Below are 18635 nucleotides of genomic sequence, written 5' to 3'. Positions count from 1 at the left end.
CCTGCACCAAATGAATCGCCTGCGCCAAATGAATCGCCTGCGCCAAATGAATCACCTGCGCCAAATGAATCGCCTGCACCAAATGAATCGCCTGCATACATATTGTCAGCAAATTCTGATTGGTAGAAGCTCTGTTCTGATTGCGCTGGAGTTTCATCTGAAGTGTAGTACGCGGCTGTTTGACTGACTGCTTTACCTGAGTGGACAGCAATAAGAGCAATAGGTAACACCGTTTTTATATTAAACTTCATTTAATTCCCTTAATTAAGTTGCTATTGGAAAGATAATTTATTTATGAATTCAGCCAGCATTGCATTAACCGCCTCACGCGCCGTGATAGCATAGTCTGGCCATATGCTAGATGGTAAGTGGTTTACATGGCTGGCAATTGTGGCAACAATGTATTTTAAACTGCCGCTTAAAACTAATTTGCTGACTTTACTGTTGTGATTATTAAGTGCTTTTACCGCTTTATTTAGCTCATTGAGTAGTTCAACTATTGAGCCATTCGTCGCGATATTACGTTTAAGGTTCGCAATGATTTTACCTATTTCATCAAGAGAGATTGTTTGATTTGAAGTGTGTGTGGCGCAGCTATGAGTATAATGATAAATGCACTGCTTAACTTCTTCTTTGATGGTATCTTTAAATAAAACCTCACTGTATTTAGTGGGTGTTGAACCAGATATAAATGCACCGTTACTGGCATTGAGCACATTGAGGAGCGGCGTTAATTTAATAAGCTGTTCCTGCGCTAGTCGAGCTTCATTAAAAATACGTGAGGAATAAACAAACTCTTCAAAGTTACCTTTAACCCGCATTTCAGCATCAAACTGGGCTCCCGATAAATCACTGGCCTTATTAAAGTAATCAGATAGCTTACTGTGATGGTTTTTGGGGTCAATGTATCCATAGTCGCACCCAAGCAAAATTAAATTATTAAAGCCTAAACGCGCAAATGCCGCAGCAGCCATATTCGTTACGGTGGGATTACAGTGAAACAATGGCGTCACTCCCTGCTTAGGTCCCCACAACAACTCTCCTCCGGCATCATTACTCTTAGCAAACAATATTGCATGCTTAAATTGTTCAATAAGCTTTGGATAAACCGTATTTAAAGAAATTAAAACAACCTTTTTAACTCGAGGATCAGTCAATTGATGCTCTTTGAGATAAAAGTTAGATGGTGGCCTTTCCATTTCTATATGAAAGTCCGGTACTATGTCTCGCTTTAAAAGTGAACCAAGAGATGTACCGCATGACGCGATAAGTACATTTGGAGTATCAGAGCAGAGCTTTTCAAGTTCATTGTCTAACGACGGTCCATTTCCGACTATAACAATTGGCTGTGTTTTATATTCTTCAAAGACTCCTGCATGACTTTTTACCACAGCTTTATGGCTATTTTCGATACTGTGCTTAAGACCTATTAATTCGTCTTCAAAAAAACCCCACATACTGGCTAAATTATTGCGCCACTGTTTAAAGTCGCTGTAAATTTGGTCAAATACAGGTGTACTATAATGGCGGTAAAGACTTATATCGACGAGCAGATGTGCACCTTTATTGTCCATTAAAGATCTTAGTTCACTGATAAAGTGCTCATAACTTGCTATATTTAAAAACGTCAAAGAGCCTTGCCGAGCTTCACACTCTTTATTAATGGCATCTAAGTTTATATTCATTCCAGCCATCGCATATTGCTCAACATTCGACTCAACCACAATAACGTCGGTGTAATGAATACTAGAAAGCAGTTTATTCAAATGATGGCCTGCGCCTAGCCCAAGTAAGACTAACGTTCCCCTTTGCGGTTTAGAGTTGGCTTTGCAACCCAGATCAAGCGAGCGTTTATTCAATGTGTTTATGCATATTTGATGAGCATATTCACTAGCAACATCTGAAACATAATTTAAACGTAAGTGTGTGGGATGTTTTAAGAAAAGGGATACTTGTTCTTCACAGCTTTTTCTAACTTCATCACCATAAAATTGATGCTGATAATGATTAATTTGGTCTAATTTTAAACAAGATAGTTCATTGACAAAAGCGGGTGAAAAGTGTTGCTTAAAAAATCTATAATTCCGATTAATTAATTCCATATCCTTTACTTAATTTAGTGCTATTCCATGGTGAAGCTTTTCATAAATATATTATATCGTCAATCACCCCAATCTATCAAAAACAATTATAAGTCAACATATTAGTAGGCATCTTGACACGCTATATAGCAGAAAATACATCTTAAAAATACAATATTAGAACGATTATCAAGAAACACTAAAATATTATAAATTAATTTATATTTATTCTTAGAAAAAACACAAAAAAAGCCACGCTTTCGCGTGGCTGGAGACACATTGCATGGGTGTATTGCAATGATTAAAAGTCAAGTAGGGCAAATTACCTACCAAAGGGAAAAAAATTAAGCGGCTTTGCTGGATGAATTATCAGAGCGAATTAAGTACTCAAACGCCCCCAAACTGGCTGTTGCGCCACTCCCCATTGCTATTACTATTTGCTTGAACGGAGTTGTTGTGACGTCACCAGCAGCAAAAACACCTTGCATACTAGTAGACCCTTTACTATCGATTTCTATTTCACCAAACTGATTTAAATCTACATCACTGCCTTGAAGCCATTCGGAGTTTGGTACTAGGCCAATCTGTACAAAAACACCTGCAATAGAAAGCAACTGCTCTTGACCAGAAGATCGGTCAACATATTTCAGACCTGTCACTTTTTTCTCGTCACCGGTTATTTCAGTCGTTTGCGCATTTGTATGAATAACGATGTTAGAAATACTCTTTGCTTTGTCTATTAATACCTGATCAGCCTTGACCTCGTTGGCAAACTCCAACACGGTTACATGCTCAACAGTGTTGGCTAAATCAATCGCGGCTTCGATCCCGGAGTTCCCGCCGCCAATTACTGCAACTGGTTTGCCTTTGAATAATGGACCATCACAATGAGGGCAGTAAGCAACACCGCGACCTTTATATTCAGACTCTCCAGGTACATTGACATTTCTCCAGCGCGCACCAGTAGAAATAACAATGGACTTAGCTTTTAATTTAGCGCCATTTTCAAGTTCAATGTCTAAGTATTCATTTCGAGCGATACTGGCAACTTTGTTGCTCGTCATAATATCGACATCGTACTCTTTCACGTGCTGCTCTAATTGCGCTACCAATTTTGGGCCTTCTGTTTCTTTCACAGAAATGAAGTTTTCGATACTCATCGTATCCGCGACTTGGCCACCAAAGCGTTCAGCTACAACGCCAGTATTTAAACCTTTTCTTGCAGCGTATACAGCAGACGACGCACCAGCAGGGCCCCCACCAATTACGAGCACATCAAATGGGGCTTTATCGTTAAGCTTATCTACTTCTCGTTGAATAGAGTTGGCGTCAAGTTTTTTCAAAATATCAGACAAACCAACAGCCCCTTGGCTGAATAGCTCACCATTCAAATAAACACTTGGTACAGCCATAATTTCACGCTCAGCAACTTCTTGTTGAAATAACGCGCCATCGATCATGGTCGATTTGATATTTGGGTTGTTAGCCGCCAAAACATTTAGTGCTTGGACCACCTGAGGACACGTCTGACAACTTAATGATACATAGACTTCAAAGTTCAGCGTCTTGTTAATTGATTGAATGATTTCTAATTCGTCATCATTTAGCTTACTAGGATGTCCACCACTGTGCAGTAATGCCAATATCAAGCTGGTAAACTCATGCCCCATCGGCACACCGGCAAAACTAAGCTCAGTATTATTCTTTGTTGAGCTCACAACCATGGAAGGCCGTCGAGCATTCATATCATAGTTCTCAACCACAGAGATGTAAGCATTCAACGAAGCAAGATCATGAGCCAATGAGTTTAACTCGTTGGACTTATTACTACTATCCAACGCAACTTTGAGCTCTACAGGTGATGTGATTTGTTTAAAGTGCTCTTCTAATTGGCTTTTAATTTGCGCATCTAACATATTTTTAATTCCTCATTGAAACGCAAAGCACATGCTTGCTTGTTAAAAAGTATGCAAATTCAAATAGGTACCTACCGACTACAGTCGGTAGGTTAGGAGTAGGTTGATATTAAATTTTACCTACTAAGTCCAAAGACGGCGCTAAAGTCTCTTCACCTGGCTGCCAAGACGCAGGACAAACTTCACCATCATGCGTTGCAATATACTGTGCAGCTTGAACCTTACGAACAAGCTCTTTTGCACTGCGGCCAATGCCTAAATCATGAGTTTCAATCACCTTAATCTCACCTTCAGGATTGATGACAAATGTTCCGCGTAGCGCCAAACCTTCTTCTTCTATCATCACACCAAAATTACGCGTGATTCTGCCCGTAGGGTCGCCAATCATTGGAAATTCAATTTTCTTAATTGTGTCTGACGCGTCGTGCCATGCTTTGTGCGTGAAATGCGTATCTGTTGATACAGAGTAAACTTCAACACCCATCTCTTGTAATTGAGCGTAGTAATCAGCTAGGTCGCCTAGCTCAGTAGGACACACGAAAGTGAAGTCTGCCGGGTAAAAGAACACAATGCTCCATTTACCTAATAAGTTTTGCTCTGATACGTCGACAAAATCACCTTTGTGATAAGCTGTAGCGTTGAAAGGTAAAAGTTTTGTATTAATCAATGAAGTGCTCATAACTATCCTCTATTAGAAGTATGTAATTTTTTTTAGCAACCTAAGCTGCTTTGCTTGAATACAAAGATATAAGCTAGAGAGGATTAAATAAAATTGATTAAAACTATCATTGCTATCGAATAATTTGATTGAATAAACTGAGCAGTCCACTAAACCTTAGGTATAATCGACACGTACGTATAGAGAGTTGCGAAAACATCAGCGTTTAGCATGACAATGTGTTAGCTCATTGCCGACCAGAACCAATAAACAACATTAAAGAGTACTTATGCATCCATATTTTAACCATATCCAATTGGGCTATTTAGGTTTCGTACCGTTTTTACTTTGTATTGCCTCAACCCTGATGTTAGGTAGCTCGGAAGCCTTAGTCGAAGTATTTAGCTTTTACAGTATGGGCATTTTGGCCTTTATGGCTGGCACACTATGGAGAGCTGGTGAGCAACCCAAGTCACATGCGATGCTCGCCGTTGCGACAGTTATTCCATTTCCTTTACTGCCTTTATTAACACCAACACTTGTGCTTTGTTATTTAGCAGCCTGTTTTTGGATTGTACTTTGGACAGAGAAGGCAATGCCAAAATGGCAGGAAACTCACAAAGATTACAAGCAAATGCGTTTCATTTTAACGTCTGTTGTTTTTGTATCGCACCTATTTATGATCTCACAAGCAATTGAATTAACTAGATAGAATAATGTTTACACGACTTTACTGCAGGGACACCTTAACTATTCTTTTAATCTAATGTAAAAAAGCTACAAGTTCTCGATCTGATAGATTACCATTGCGAAATAATGGCGAGCGAGTGGCTATCTGAACGATCCCACTCCACAGCAAGATAAAGAGCCTTATGAGAAAACATAACGTTCTTTATCTTGAAGAATAATTATTTCAAGCGACTGAATAATTGTAGTAAGTTTGTTTGCAGATGGGCAAATCGAAACGATAGCTGCTATAAGTTAAAGAGTAGCGTGGGGAGTACAATATATGTATCAAAAGCTGCTTTACGGGGCGATTTGGATCTTTGTGTTAGGGTTTTACCTTTGGATGCGAGAGCAACCCGGAGATTTGCTCGATTCATTGGAAGAGCTATTTTGGTTTAGCATTGCCTCAACCATGATTGTCTACTCTGCACCACACCTCAAAAACACAGTCTTAATATGCGCTTGGGTGATTTACTGTGTAGGGCTACTGCTTGATTTATTGGATGATTTTATTGCAGTAGATATATTCCCAGTAATAGCTTTAGATACCTCATTAAAGCAAATTGGCTTTTTACTCATCTGTTATGCACTGTACACCATGATAGTGCGTAAAAGAGAAACCATTGCTCAACTGAATAATGAAATTCAGCAGCGAAAAAAATTAGAAGAAAAGCTCAAGTTTGATGCGACCCATGATGAGTTAACACAAATTGGTAATCGAAGAGCCTGTTTTACCCAGTTTACTAAACTTTGTGAACAACACCCGACTCTTTTTTATTTTGATTTAGATGACTTTAAATGCGCAAATGATAAATATGGGCACAATTGCGGTGATGCCATATTAAAAAAGATTGCCACTGCCTTAAGGCAGGTTTTTGGAGAGGATAACTGCTTTAGGATTGGGGGCGATGAATTTGTCGCTTTTGGCTCCAAAGCGCAAAATGACGACGATAAGCTCAGACAAAAGCTACTTGAAGAAGTTTTCGAATATGGTGTTGGCATGAGTATCGGATATACAGCTACAGACACACAAACAGCGCCAGATAAACTACTGCACTTAGCCGATGCAGCAATGTACAGCAACAAAAGCCTTAAGTCAGTGCGCTCAAAGCCTCGACAAAGATAAACAACAATTTCCCCTTTTATTAACCTTTACTTCTTGATATATCTTATTTTTAAGAAAAATAGCCATTCGCTTGTTCATATAAAATACTTCATAAAAAATTTGTGTCACAATAGCAAACAATGCAATGGACACATTGTTTAAAATTACAACGAGCCGTGTATTCGCAAATCGAATCACACTCATGCACAACAAGCGCACATATAAAGGGGATTAAATCAGTGTTTAATAACTTATTCTCTAACACCGATTTTAAGGAAGAGCTACGCCGCACAAAATTAGAACTTGCTGAGCAAGTTCAAGAAAACCAAAGGTTGGCAGCTGAAAATCAAAGGCTTCAAGACCAACTTGTTGAAGCTCAAGAACAATTAAACGACAACACCGATAACCAATTATTACAATGCGCGTTATCCGGTATGAACCAGATCCAAGGAATACGAGAAACTGTACTTCAAAGTTTTTTAAACATTGAGCAAGACAGCGCAGCTATTGCAGAAGTCAATCAATCATTTGAAACATCTGAGGAGTCCCTGGCAAAAATCTTATCAGGTATGGGTAAGCTGTCTGAAAATATGTCTAGTATGACCGACAATATATCCGGACTGTCGCACATGGCGGATAATATTCACACCTTTGTGACTACCATTTCTAAAATTTCAGACCAGACCAATTTGCTTGCTTTAAACGCAGCAATAGAGGCGGCAAGAGCTGGAGAGGCTGGTCGTGGATTTAGTGTTGTTGCCGATGAAGTACGAGCTTTGGCAAATAACACAAATGCATCTGCAAATGAAGTTTCTGATCTTGTTACTAAAATTATTGATACCACAGGACTAACGGTTAAAGATGTATCCGTTATTCAGGAGTCCAATAAGGTTCTGTCTAGCAGTATTGAGCACTTAAACGATGAGTATGGGCAAATCGTTGAGAGCTGTGGTTCAATGAGAAACACGATATCTAATGCGACTAATCAAACGTTTATTCAAACGGTTAAGTTAGATCACGTCGTCTGGAAAAGTGAAGTTTACAATGTCATTACTGGCAGCAGCAACAAAGCCGTTACAGACTTTGCTGACCATACATCCTGCCGATTGGGTAAGTGGATTGCAGGGGATGGTGCCAAACTGTATTCAGACAACTCTGCATACAAACGACTAGAGCCCCCTCACCGCGAAGTCCATAAAGCAGGTGTTGAGGCTGTGTCTAGGTTTAAAAAAGGTGATAAGCAAGGTGCTGTGCAACAACTTAATCGAATGGAACAAGCTAGTATTGATGTAATGCACTTGCTAGATGAGCTAAAAAATTCGTAGCCATCAAAGCATAAAAATGTGCTTGGTATCTAAAAACAACGCTTCACCAGCTAGTTTGGTTTGCTATAATCACGCGTTTTGAAATACCCGTAGCATTTTATGAAGTTGAATCCACAGTGGCGAATTTTGACAGTAGGAGATGGTGATTTAAGCTTCTCCTACTCTATTCAAAAATACCTCAAACCTAAAACCTTGGTTGCAAGTATCTACGATAGCGAAGAAACCTTGAAAAGAAAGTATCAAGAACACGCTTTCGATAAACTTGTAGATTCCAAAACACCAGTATTAACCGAGTTTGATGTTACAAGCCCATCTTGTTGGGAACAGCTCAACCAACAGCAGTTTGATGTGGTTGTTTTTCAATTCCCATTGATCCCAGCCTTTGCTTCTCACGATGAGTTTAAGCAAAATAACCTGACAGTTAATACTTTAAACAGGCGCCTTTTACGGTACTTTTTAGTGTATTCGCAAACATATGCATTGGACAAGCAAGGTCCAATGCTAAGCATCATTACGTCAAAAGACGTAAAGCCTTATTGTGAGTGGAATTTAGAACAAACTTTACATCAAGGGCTTGATATTACGTATCTTGGTCAAACTGATTTTGAAATTGATCAATTCCCAGAGTACAAGATAAGAAATGTGGATAGAGACAAGCATGTAAAAGATACGCGAGGTATAAGCTACTTTTGGTCGTCAAAGGGGCAACTGCCTCTACCAGTCTCACTCCAGTTCCCAGGCTATTTATCTGAAACACATTGCAGTATGTGTCGCGCAGGTCCATTCTTAACGGAGCAAGACGAACGAGCCCACTGGTCTTCAAAGAAACATAAACAAATGTCACGTCATGAAAAGACTTGGCAAACATTTTTAGAAAGCGGCGAAATTTAGTGCCGCAGACAAAATGAAATATGAATAAACGCGACATTCTGATACAAAACAAATTCACAATCGAATTGTTTTTTTAACCCTAAAAACACAACAAAAACATAATAAACACATGGGAAAGTAAAAAAACAGCAACTATAGAATAATGTATACAAAATCATTGAGTGAGGTGCGCGAAAGCTATAGACTAGCGGCCTCTTTTAGCTAGTAGGTATATCAATGCAAATTCTGGATAAGCGTTTTTTGTATGCGATTGCTTGTCTTCTTTTAGCCATGGTGACTATTCAGTCTGGCGCATCAATCGCAAAACAACTGTTTCCTTATGTCGGTCCTGAGGGTACTACGGCTTACCGTCTTGGCTTTTCAGCTCTGATTTTGTGCCTTGTTTTTAGACCTTGGCGAAAGTTACCTGCAAATTGGCGCCCTGTTATTCTTTACGGCTTATCTTTGGGCGTAATGAACTTAACGTTTTATTACGCAATCGAGCGCATTCCACTGGGAATAGGTGTTGCACTTGAGTTCACTGGGCCTTTAGCCGTCGCGTTGTTTTCATCAAAACGAAAACGTGATTACCTTTGGGTATTGCTTGCTATTGCTGGCATTTTATTACTTCTCCCAGACATTAGCGATGTGGATGGCTTAGATCCTATTGGTGTAATTTTAGCCTTAGTAGCGGGCGCTTGTTGGGCTGGGTATATTATATTTGGCAAAAAAAGTGGCGGACAAGGTTCAGGCGGTATTACAGTTGCTTTGGGAATGAGCGTTGCTGCTTTTGCGGTCGTACCATTTGGAGTCATTTCCCAAGGCATGGCATTAGTTGACTGGCAGTTGATCCCGCTAGGCCTGGCCATTGGCCTACTTTCTAGCGCCCTGCCCTATAGCTTAGAAATGGTTGCGCTACGCAATATGCCTGCTCAAGGGTTCAGTATTATGATGAGTTTAGAACCTGCAATTGCGGCACTGGCAGGTTTAATGATTCTTGGAGAGCTTTTGACTGTCTGGCAGTGGTTTGCAATATTTATGGTCATTGCGGCTTCACTGGGCAGCTCAATTACACAAAAAGAGTAAGACGTTATTAACGTATGAGCGTATTAATACTCGCTAAAAAGGCCCTCACAGGGCCTTTTAAATTTCTTTAACCCCACGGAGATGAATACTCTACCTGCTCTTGCGGTGCTGGCAGTTCAAATCTAAATATCTCCGGTATCGTATCCGAAACTTCAATCTCGGGTAGTGATTCAAAGTGCAATTTCAACCACTGAGACTGTTCATAAAGCATATGCAATACCTCTTCTTGCTCGCTGTACATATGCCCGCTACTTGGCAACATCACCAGCCTCACAGACTTACCCATATCATTCATTGCACTGAATAAACGCTCTGACTGAATCGGATAACTTCCATTGCCCCTATCTTGATAACCGTGAACCAATAGCAATGAAGCATTCACGTCATTCGCTTTAAAAATAACGGAGTTTTCTATGTATTGTGATTGATTCGCCCACAAGCTCTCTTCCCCTTGACCAAACATAAACGGGGCGAGCGTCAAATTGTAGGTGCCACTTCGGGCTATACCTGTGACAAATAAGTCCGTTTCTGCCAGTAACTTTACAACATTAGTTGCAGCCAAACCATGGCCACCTACAGCAATTTTATTCTTGTCAGCAATCCCTTGAGCAATCAAAGTCGAAACGATTGCCTGAGCACTATCCTGCAAATATTTGGATAATGCCTCACCGTGCATTTGCTGGTCGAGTGTTTGCAAATTTCGAATGTTGAGCACGGCATAACCTTCGTGCACATAAGCTGCCCCATTCAATGCATTTAGTTGCGAGAATAAATAGGGTGATTTAACTCCTTTTGATGTCTTTTCTTGCTGCATGTTTAACCAGATCAATACAGGGATTCGACCATTACTTGGATCGAAACTGTTCGGCAAATAAAAGTCGCCTTTAATCGTATGTCCACCAGCTTTAAAGCTCATATCTTCTTTACTGATTGCTTGCATACTCGGATATGGATGCCTATTTCTGGTAAGCTGCTCAACAGTATCAAACGTCAAGTTCCTTGAAAAATAGTTGGCGGGGTTGCTTTTAGATTGCTTTTGAGTAACAAAGCGCATGCCGTCATCTGAAATTACATCGATAACTTGCTCAAAATATGGCGCACTTGACTGCCAAATTGATGTAAATAAATTACCTCTGGCATCAAACCTTGATAAATACGGCGTATCAACGCCATTCTCTCTTTTAATGCCTTTTAAAAATAAATAACGTCCACCAGCAACTTTAACGACATCTACACCTAAGTCATTTTTGGTGTGGATCAACTCGCGTGATGAACCTGCAGATAAATCATCAAATAAATTGAGGGGCACACGTGAACGGTCTGGCGTTAATGGTGAAAATGCATAGTAAGTCATTTTACCGTTACCTTGATTCATCACCAAAATTGCAAGTTGACTATCTCCCCACAAGATATGGGAAACACGCCCTGGCGTTTCGGCATATAATCTTGGTTCACGCTTAAAAGGAGCCGAAATACTGTACAAACTTTCGTTTTCCTCACCATCGCTGGACTCAGCCCATACTAATGTTGCACCTTTGTCTGCACGCCATTGAAATGCCCTTTTGACAACCGGCTGAGAAAAAGGCTCGGATAAAACATTGGCAATTTGTAAGACTTCTTGCGGGCGATAAACTTCATATAAAGGGATCCCTCTCATTCCCCAAATTTGCCAGACACTGTATCTTTGTCTATCAAAGTCTGCTTTTTGCATATCTGGCAATTGTGACATATCCATCATTGCAACTAATATATTCGTCGCATCTGGTGACGCGCTAAAGTCACTGAAGTAAGCTGGCTGACCAATGCCAACAGCTCTGCCTTGCAAAGGCAATTTGTAAAGCTGCCCAAATGCAAATCTTTTAAATTCATCTTGTTGCACAGAGCCAAATTCAGAACTGGCCCCTTTTGCTAAGCTTGCAGTCGCCGATATAACCAAAGGTTGCTGTACCGAAGCCTCTGGCTTGTGGCGTTGATTAGAAGTGGGGTTGTTGACTCTTATATTTGCGATAAGACCTGAACTATCCGCTAACCATTCAAACGGTTTGTTCATGGTAAAACCATTCAATGGAAACTGGGATAAAATACGGCTTTTCTTCTGTTTGAGATCATACACCCACAGATGGGCAGCTTGCTTTGTTTCTAACACAAAAGCCATGTACCGGTCATTAGCACTCCATGTTGGGTGCAAAATATTTCCTTCGGGAATCGCTTTTGGCCTGATAACCGCGCCGGTGTCAATATGCTTGAAAGAGACTGAAGTATAGCGTGGGATGTTTATTTGCATACTGCTCAAAGGATTGAATGCAATAGCGAGCAAATTCTTGGTATGCAGCGCGCCAGTTTTCTCACTATCATTCCCCTCCAGCAACGCCATCCAACGTCCTTTGGGACTCACCAAGGTATCCGGTACATTGTACTCGTTTACAAACTCTGCAATTGCTTCTGATGGTTGTTTATAGCCAGTTGCTTTCGCATTAAAGCTCTGAAACAGCGAAAGTACAAATACACAAAGCGCTGTTGTAAACAGGAATGGACCGGTCGAATTTATCACTTCTGAAAACCCTAATCTAATTCTCATAGCAGTCCATGATATAATGATTTTACGCCAAGTGCAGTATTTTAGAGACACTTGGCGTTCAAAAATGTGATTTTTAGACTATTGTTTTAGAGAAATAGTACACAATTGAATTGGAAGTTGCAGAGCCACAGACTAAACGTTTAAACTATGCAACCGTCATCAGCACAATGAATGCGATCAGGCACTTATGAACAACAACAAAAAACCAGAAAAAATAACAATTTTCGATGTTGCCAAAGAAGCACAAGTCTCAAAGTCTACCGTTTCACTCGTATTGACCCATTCAGATAAAGTAAGCGATAAAAGCAAAGAAAAAGTCTTAAAAGCAATAGAAAAGCTAGGGTACGTGTACAACCGTGACGCTGCGGCACTTAGAAGTAAAAAATCTAACTTAGTTGCTGTAGTAATCAACGATTTAACGAACCCTTATTCTGCACAATTAGCCGTAGGATTGGAAAAACATATCTATGCATTGGGCATGGTGCCTATGTTGGTAAATACGGGCGAAGACTTTCAACGTCAACAGCAAGTTGTTAATACACTGAAAGAGTACAACGTATCCGCATTTGTAATGGTACCCGCCCCTGGAACTACTAAAGATTGGGTGAATCAATTGGTACACTCCGGCTTTCCAGTAATAAACATAATGCGTGAAATTCAATTTGCAGATGCGCCCTGTATTTTGCCTGACAACCAAAAAGGCACTCATTTGGCCACGGAGCATTTGCTCGAAAAGGGCCTAAACAAACTGGCTTTTTTAGGTGGTACAACTGAGATATCAGATTATCATGAGCGTGTTGCAGGCTTCCGGTCAGCCATCTCTGCGCGCAACTCAACGTCGCAGGCCCAAGAAATAACAGCACCAACTAACCGCCAAGGCGGTAGAGATGCATTTCATCAGTTATATAAACTAGCTCCCGATACACAAGCAATTGTGTGTTTCAGTGACGTCATCGCCTATGGTGCGATTGAAGCTATGCGTGAGCATGATCTTATTCCTGGCAAAGACATTAAAGTCATTGGTTTTGACGACTTAGCCGATTCAAGGTTAATGCGCCCCGCTCTTTCTTCAGTTCGAATTGATGCCGATGATATAGGTAAACGTACGTGTCAGGCACTAAGCGAAATCCTTAACAAATCACAACCACCGGTTAGGACGCTGGTAGACATTACATTACAAATTAGAGAATCTTCTTCATAAATGATCAAAGTTTTAGTTATTGGATATGTATGGCCAGAGCCTAACTCTTCTGCTGCTGGCGTGCATATGCTGTCCTTACTTCAGTTTTATAAATCTCAAGGTTGGCAGGTAGAGTTTGCCAGCCCAGCTCAAACCACAGATCACATGGTTGATTTGAACGAGTATGGCGTATCTAGTCAGCAAATAGCGCTCAATTGCAGCTCATTTGATGAGTATATTCAGCAACTTGCTCCAGATATTGTCATGTTCGACCGATTCATGATGGAAGAGCAATTTGGCTGGCGAGTAGACAAATATGCCCCCAACGCCATGAAAATCCTCGATACAGAAGATCTCCAATGCCTGCGTGGAGTAAGACATGAAGCCGTCAAGGCAAACGTGGATTTTGATACGTCAAAACTGCTTGACTCCGAACTTGCTAAAAGAGAAATTGCAGCGATATTGCGATGTGATTTATCCCTAATTGTGTCCGATTTCGAGCTAGAGCTGCTACGTAACACCTTTAACATCAGTGAGGACTTACTGGTACATCTACCATTTTTAGTAGACTTATCAAAGTTACCAAGCAACTTGCCTCGTTTCGAAGAGCGTCAACACTTTATGACCATCGGCAACTTTCGACATGCCCCAAACTGGGATTCTGTGCTGTACCTGCAAAAGCTATGGCCAGCAATCAAGAAACGTTTACCTGATGCCGAACTGCATATTTATGGTTCTTACCCACCGAAAAAAGCCACTGCCCTTAACAACCCAAAGACAGGCTTTTTGGTGAAAGGTTGGGCAGAAGATGCCATTGAGGTCATGAAGCAGAGCAAAGTGTGTTTATCACCCATTCGGTTTGGTGCAGGTATAAAGGGCAAGTTCTTAGAGGCGATGCTCACCCAAACACCCTGCGTGACCACGCCAATCGGTGCAGAGGGGATGCATGGTGATCTGCCTTGGCATGGTTGTGTTGCACAAAATGACCAAGAGTTTGTCGAAGCTGCAGTCGCACTTTATACTGATGAAACTCAGTTTCAAAATGCCCAATCGAACGGATTAGCGCTGTTGCAAGCGCGGCATGACAAAGTCTACTTAAGTACCCGTTTATTAAACAAAATTACGGCTATTAGAAATACTTTAGCTCGCCATAGAACCCAAAATTTTTACGGCCAAATGTTGAAACACCACACGTTGCGTAGCACTCAATACATGTCTCAGTGGATTGAGGAAAAAAACGCAAATAAAATGCGTTGAAAATACAGCAAAACTGGTTAGAATGCGCGGCGTAACTTATTATTGATTTTATGGTAATTGAGGCTGGGTTATCCTAGAACACTTTGCATAGAATTATGTGCGCTGCTCATGCAAAAAATATGGAATAGTTTATTCATATCTATTCCATCTCATTGTTCAAAATTGCAACATAATTGAGCAGTAACATTGCACCATTAAAGTTATAATATTTTAGTGTAATTTGGGGTTTGAGCAGTATTGTGCTCAGATTTTTGGGCTTGGTCCTTAACTACTCAACTATTAGGTATTGCACAGTTGAACTCAGCGACGTTTACGCAAAAGCGCAAGTTTATTGTTAAACTTGGCAAAATGCTTCACCAATATGGTACTCCTGCTTTTCGTTTAGAAGCACACTTGATGGAAGTTGCCACACACCTTGGATTGAAATCATCGTTTGTCATGTCTCCGACATCGGTTACTTTTGTAATTTGGACAGATGGCCACGAAGAGGAATATACCCACGTAGCAAGGGTAGAGCCCGGTGATCATGATTTGGGATCATTAGCCAACACTGACGATGTCGTTAACAGAATGCTGGCAGGTGAATTAACAGTCACAGAGGCGGACGAGTGCCTAGACAAAATACAAACCGCAGAGTCTCCCTACTCTAGATGGCAAATGGCGCTGGCTTTTGCGGTCTCTGGTGGCGCATTTGCCATGCTTATGGGCACTAGCTGGAGCGATGTTATTTGGTCTGGCATCATTTCGATATTAGTGTACCTCTTTATCCTATGGTCAGAGCACTCAAAACGCGTCACACACATGCTAGAGCCGATGGTCGCAATTGCGTCCGCTATTGCTGCTTGCGCAGTGTCTGCCTATATCGATCCACAACTTAATATTCGATTGGTAGTATTGTCCGCAATAATTGTATTTATACCAGGTTTAGCTTTAGCGCTGGGTTTTGCAGAATTGTCTGCGAGGCATTTGGTTTCGGGCACGGCACGTGTCATGGACGCGTTTATGTTGCTGTTTAAGCTCTATTTTGGTGCTTTTTTAGGAATTAGTATTGGCTTTTATTTGTTTGGCCAAACAGATTTTGTACAACCAGATCCAATTCCAAAATGGACTGCATGGCTCGCTATATTATTACTGTGTTTAAGCTTAGTCGTAATATTCAAAACCAAGTTAAAACACACGCCATGGTGCATTACCTCCGGCTTTATTGCGTACGCAGTGTCAGTCAGCGCAGCAATTTACTTTGACTATGCGTTGGGTACTTTTGCAGGCGCATTTGCGGTAGGAATATTCAGTAATATCTTTAACAGAGTTGAAAATGCCCCCGCATCAATAGTGACTATGAAAGGGCTGATTGTATTAGTTCCGGGCTCTAAGACCTATATTGGATTGAACTCGCTAATTGAAGGTCAGAGCTTTGTCATGGCAGATCACATTGGTCAACAAACATTCCTGATATTTATGTCTCTCGTTGCAGGCTTAATATTTGCGAACGTTGCACTGCCTCCTAAAAAGAGCTTGTAATCCCTAGTTAAAAGCCAGCTAAGTTAGCTGGCTTTTTCGTCGAGATTACCAATAATACGGTCCATACCTAGCGAGATATTAAGCACGATGTTACTCTGCCGAGCTTTTTATGCACGCAGTTAAAGATGTCACTGTACACCAAAGCGACCTCTTAAAATTACATAGTACGGCGACTAAAACGTTTTTTAAGGAGGTAAAGTAACCCTCCACCTTCTGAAAAATTCAAACAATAACTTAACTTGCTACCTTATCAATAAGTCAAAGCCCGAAAGTTGCTCATATTTTTGTGTAACACGTCAGTGCCCACCATGACAAAACCTCCAATCGAAGCCCCCCCGTGAACCACCTTCTCCTGCCAATTGGCATTTACACCATTAGAGGCGGGAGAACCCTGATAGCACCACAGGGAGCCAAGTTTCCCATTCAAATACTTTCATAAAATTGAAGTGCTTCAACGCATCGACCATAAAGATTAAAAATGGAATGACGTTTCCTTCATCTGCACACTCTTAACCCAACAAATAAACCAAATCGCGATTACGGCATGTACTATGGCGAAAGCCCGCCCTCAACAATCAACCAAAAGGCTATTCAAGACATCACATATATCAATTCATTGGACTGTCTCAAAATCGCATTATTTTGCCAGTGTATTAAAAGATAAGACTATTTAATCTTACATACAAACTAGAACTCTCTAGTTGCTTAACATACGTTTTAGATTAGGAGTCAATTTTGGAAACAGAGCAAGAATTTGAATTTACCTATTTTGGTTCAATGAAAAGGAAAGAAGATGGTTCAAAGCTTGGCGGAAAAAATGCGAGGGCCAAAATCAGCGGCTCATTAACTGGAATTTATAAAAAAAATGGTCAAGAGTACTTTGTAAAACAACCAACAGACGCTTTAGAAACTTTCACTGAAGGGTTGGCAGGTGAGATCATTGAAGTATTCAAAAAACAATTAATCCGAGATAATTACAAAAAATGCTTAGCTACTGCAAGTATCGACTGTGAAAAAGAAACAAATACAACAGTGCTTATCCAAAAATTTCTTAAGCTGACTGAGTTACACAAGATTCTAGAAACCTCAAATGACAAAGGTCGCGAGCGCTCAAATTGGACCGAAATGAGCTCAGGAAAAAAGAAGTACGACGACTTCCTACTCGATGGTGAGCTAAACGGCATGACTCATGCGGTATTATATTCATTACTTGTTGGAGATTATAGTTTACATAGTAGCAACGTGGCCTTATTAGATAGCTCACTTTATAATGGTGAGCGCTGGGTCACGAAAATCGATTTTGGTGCTGCTTTTCGTTTTTACGATAAAAATGACAATAATAACCCCCTTTATCCTGCCGAATACAAAGGTATTAAGGGAGCTATAAAAAAGGTTTATAAAGATTATCTTCGATACTATATTGGAACTGATGGTTTTCTACAAATGTTAGGAGAAACTGCAACTTCTTACCTAGACGCATTTAGAGCACAAAGAGTCCCCCTTGAAATTGGCATTGAAAACGCATTAATAAAAATATTTAGTGTAATTAAGCCTGGCGTTGATGAACTAAAGGACATCTACAAGTTAACGGGTATAGATTTAACGAAAGCTAGCCTCCACCCTGACAATGATTCTTTTGAAGAAAATGCAATGATAATTTATCAAACTATGCTCACTAGGTTGCATAGTTTAGCTTCATTAAATGACCCCATTTTACAAAAGAAATCCTTGGAACAATTAGAAAGCACTAAACGACCAGCTAAGCTATTTCGAAGTAATAGCTATGAAGGAAACCCATTGAATCCGGATACCAGTAGTCCAATATTAGACCGTGACTTTAAACGCTATGTGATACTCAGCATTGAAACTTATTTAGATAACGAACAGCGAACGTATGAACATTATGGTGTAGCAGGAAAAAATGGTAAACGCAGAGCTACAGCTCTGCTCAATCGAGTTAAAGGCGCGGACTCGACTGATAATGTTAAACAAGCGATCAGCAATTACTTTAACGGTCGGCTCAAAGATGAAGACGGTAACATCTCTGGTTCAATTGGCACCAAATACACTTCATATGTAAGTTTTTTACTTGGCCACTTGCTTACAGTTGAGAGGGCTGCTGAGTACTATCCAGATATCAACTGGGATGATGTAAGAGAGCAATCTTACTTCCAAAAAATGATGAAAAAGCCAGCTGAAGGCACTTTGATCAACGATGCTATTAAATCTTTTTCACGAGATGTGATTTAAGCTTTCAGTCTTAGAAAATTATCATAAATCACAATGTTTATTAATCGCTCGTGTGGACTGTCAGATTTGACTAATAGACCTC

General features: G+C 40.4%; 14 protein-coding genes. 9 read left to right on the top strand and 5 right to left on the bottom strand.

The window, feature by feature from the left end; translation table 11 throughout:
- From N475_RS21840 to ahpC, 4 genes are all read right to left on the bottom strand, one after another.
- A partial coding sequence (locus tag N475_RS21840; RefSeq protein WP_211270623.1) for a hypothetical protein occupies positions 1-251 on the bottom strand: 251 nt, incomplete at its 3' end.
- 21 nt (positions 252-272) lie between these two features.
- The gene (locus N475_RS21835) at positions 273-2102 is read right to left on the bottom strand and encodes a motility associated factor glycosyltransferase family protein (protein ID WP_063365959.1); all 1830 of its coding nucleotides are present in this window, start codon (positions 2100-2102) and stop codon (positions 273-275) included.
- 323 nt (positions 2103-2425) lie between these two features.
- Positions 2426-3997: an alkyl hydroperoxide reductase subunit F gene (ahpF, locus tag N475_RS21830; RefSeq protein ID WP_063365958.1), complete on the bottom strand. Its 1572-nt coding sequence runs from the start codon at positions 3995-3997 to the stop codon at positions 2426-2428.
- Positions 3998-4106: 109 nt separating this feature from the next.
- On the bottom strand, positions 4107-4676 hold the full coding sequence (gene ahpC / locus N475_RS21825; RefSeq protein WP_063358740.1) for an alkyl hydroperoxide reductase subunit C: 570 nt from the start codon (positions 4674-4676) through the stop codon (positions 4107-4109).
- A gap of 268 nt (positions 4677-4944) precedes the next feature.
- Here ahpC and N475_RS21820 point away from each other — a divergent pair, with 268 nt between their 5' ends.
- The 5 genes from N475_RS21820 to N475_RS21800 all read left to right on the top strand — a co-directional run bounded on the left by N475_RS21820 (position 4945) and on the right by N475_RS21800 (position 9767).
- Positions 4945-5367, top strand: a complete 423-nt coding sequence (locus N475_RS21820) for a DUF3429 domain-containing protein (protein ID WP_063365957.1) — start codon at positions 4945-4947, stop codon at positions 5365-5367.
- A gap of 297 nt (positions 5368-5664) precedes the next feature.
- A complete protein-coding gene (locus tag N475_RS21815) occupies positions 5665-6507 on the top strand; it encodes a GGDEF domain-containing protein (RefSeq protein ID WP_081216048.1) in 843 nt (280 codons plus the stop codon).
- A 218-nt stretch (positions 6508-6725) separates the two neighbouring features.
- Positions 6726-7811: a methyl-accepting chemotaxis protein gene (locus N475_RS21810; RefSeq protein ID WP_063358742.1), complete on the top strand. Its 1086-nt coding sequence runs from the start codon at positions 6726-6728 to the stop codon at positions 7809-7811.
- A gap of 99 nt (positions 7812-7910) precedes the next feature.
- Positions 7911-8702 carry a class I SAM-dependent methyltransferase gene (locus N475_RS21805; protein WP_063365956.1) on the top strand — a complete coding sequence of 264 codons (792 nt, stop codon included), beginning with the start codon at positions 7911-7913 and terminating at the stop codon, positions 8700-8702.
- 216 nt (positions 8703-8918) lie between these two features.
- Positions 8919-9767, top strand: a complete 849-nt coding sequence (locus tag N475_RS21800; RefSeq protein ID WP_063365955.1) for an EamA family transporter — start codon at positions 8919-8921, stop codon at positions 9765-9767.
- Between the two features lie 67 nt (positions 9768-9834).
- Here N475_RS21800 and N475_RS21795 read toward each other — a convergent pair whose 3' ends face one another.
- A complete protein-coding gene (locus N475_RS21795) occupies positions 9835-12345 on the bottom strand; it encodes an alpha/beta hydrolase family protein (protein ID WP_063358745.1) in 2511 nt (836 codons plus the stop codon).
- A gap of 187 nt (positions 12346-12532) precedes the next feature.
- Between N475_RS21795 and N475_RS21790 the strand changes: the two genes are divergently transcribed.
- The 4 genes from N475_RS21790 (at position 12533) to N475_RS21775 (ending at position 18553) form a co-directional block, all read left to right on the top strand.
- On the top strand, positions 12533-13546 hold the full coding sequence (locus N475_RS21790; protein WP_063358746.1) for a LacI family DNA-binding transcriptional regulator: 1014 nt from the start codon (positions 12533-12535) through the stop codon (positions 13544-13546).
- Positions 13547-14782: a glycosyltransferase gene (locus tag N475_RS21785; RefSeq protein WP_063365954.1), complete on the top strand. Its 1236-nt coding sequence runs from the start codon at positions 13547-13549 to the stop codon at positions 14780-14782.
- Between the two features lie 294 nt (positions 14783-15076).
- Positions 15077-16303: a threonine/serine exporter family protein gene (locus N475_RS21780; protein WP_081216051.1), complete on the top strand. Its 1227-nt coding sequence runs from the start codon at positions 15077-15079 to the stop codon at positions 16301-16303.
- Positions 16304-17038: 735 nt separating this feature from the next.
- Positions 17039-18553, top strand: a complete 1515-nt coding sequence (locus N475_RS21775; RefSeq protein WP_063365953.1) for a hypothetical protein — start codon at positions 17039-17041, stop codon at positions 18551-18553.
- Positions 18554-18635: the final 82 nt, after the last annotated feature.

Origin of the sequence: Pseudoalteromonas luteoviolacea DSM 6061, assembly GCF_001625655.1 — a bacterium.
Lineage (GTDB): Bacteria > Pseudomonadota > Gammaproteobacteria > Enterobacterales > Alteromonadaceae > Pseudoalteromonas > Pseudoalteromonas luteoviolacea.
This window is presented reverse-complemented; position numbering and strand designations above follow the sequence as displayed.

Excerpts from the sequence above, each read along its gene's own strand:
- N475_RS21785 (WP_063365954.1), top strand. The coding sequence starts at position 13,547 with ATGATCAAAGTTTTAGTTATTGGATATGTATGGCCAGAGCCTAACTCT.
- N475_RS21835 (WP_063365959.1), bottom strand. The coding sequence starts at position 2,102 with ATGGAATTAATTAATCGGAATTATAGATTTTTTAAGCAACACTTTTCA.
- N475_RS21815 (WP_081216048.1), top strand. The coding sequence starts at position 5,665 with ATGTATCAAAAGCTGCTTTACGGGGCGATTTGGATCTTTGTGTTAGGG.
- ahpF (WP_063365958.1), bottom strand. The coding sequence starts at position 3,997 with ATGTTAGATGCGCAAATTAAAAGCCAATTAGAAGAGCACTTTAAACAA.
- N475_RS21790 (WP_063358746.1), top strand. The coding sequence starts at position 12,533 with ATGAACAACAACAAAAAACCAGAAAAAATAACAATTTTCGATGTTGCC.
- N475_RS21800 (WP_063365955.1), top strand. The coding sequence starts at position 8,919 with ATGCAAATTCTGGATAAGCGTTTTTTGTATGCGATTGCTTGTCTTCTT.
- N475_RS21805 (WP_063365956.1), top strand. The coding sequence starts at position 7,911 with ATGAAGTTGAATCCACAGTGGCGAATTTTGACAGTAGGAGATGGTGAT.
- N475_RS21795 (WP_063358745.1), bottom strand. The coding sequence starts at position 12,345 with ATGAGAATTAGATTAGGGTTTTCAGAAGTGATAAATTCGACCGGTCCA.
- ahpC (WP_063358740.1), bottom strand. The coding sequence starts at position 4,676 with ATGAGCACTTCATTGATTAATACAAAACTTTTACCTTTCAACGCTACA.
- N475_RS21820 (WP_063365957.1), top strand. The coding sequence starts at position 4,945 with ATGCATCCATATTTTAACCATATCCAATTGGGCTATTTAGGTTTCGTA.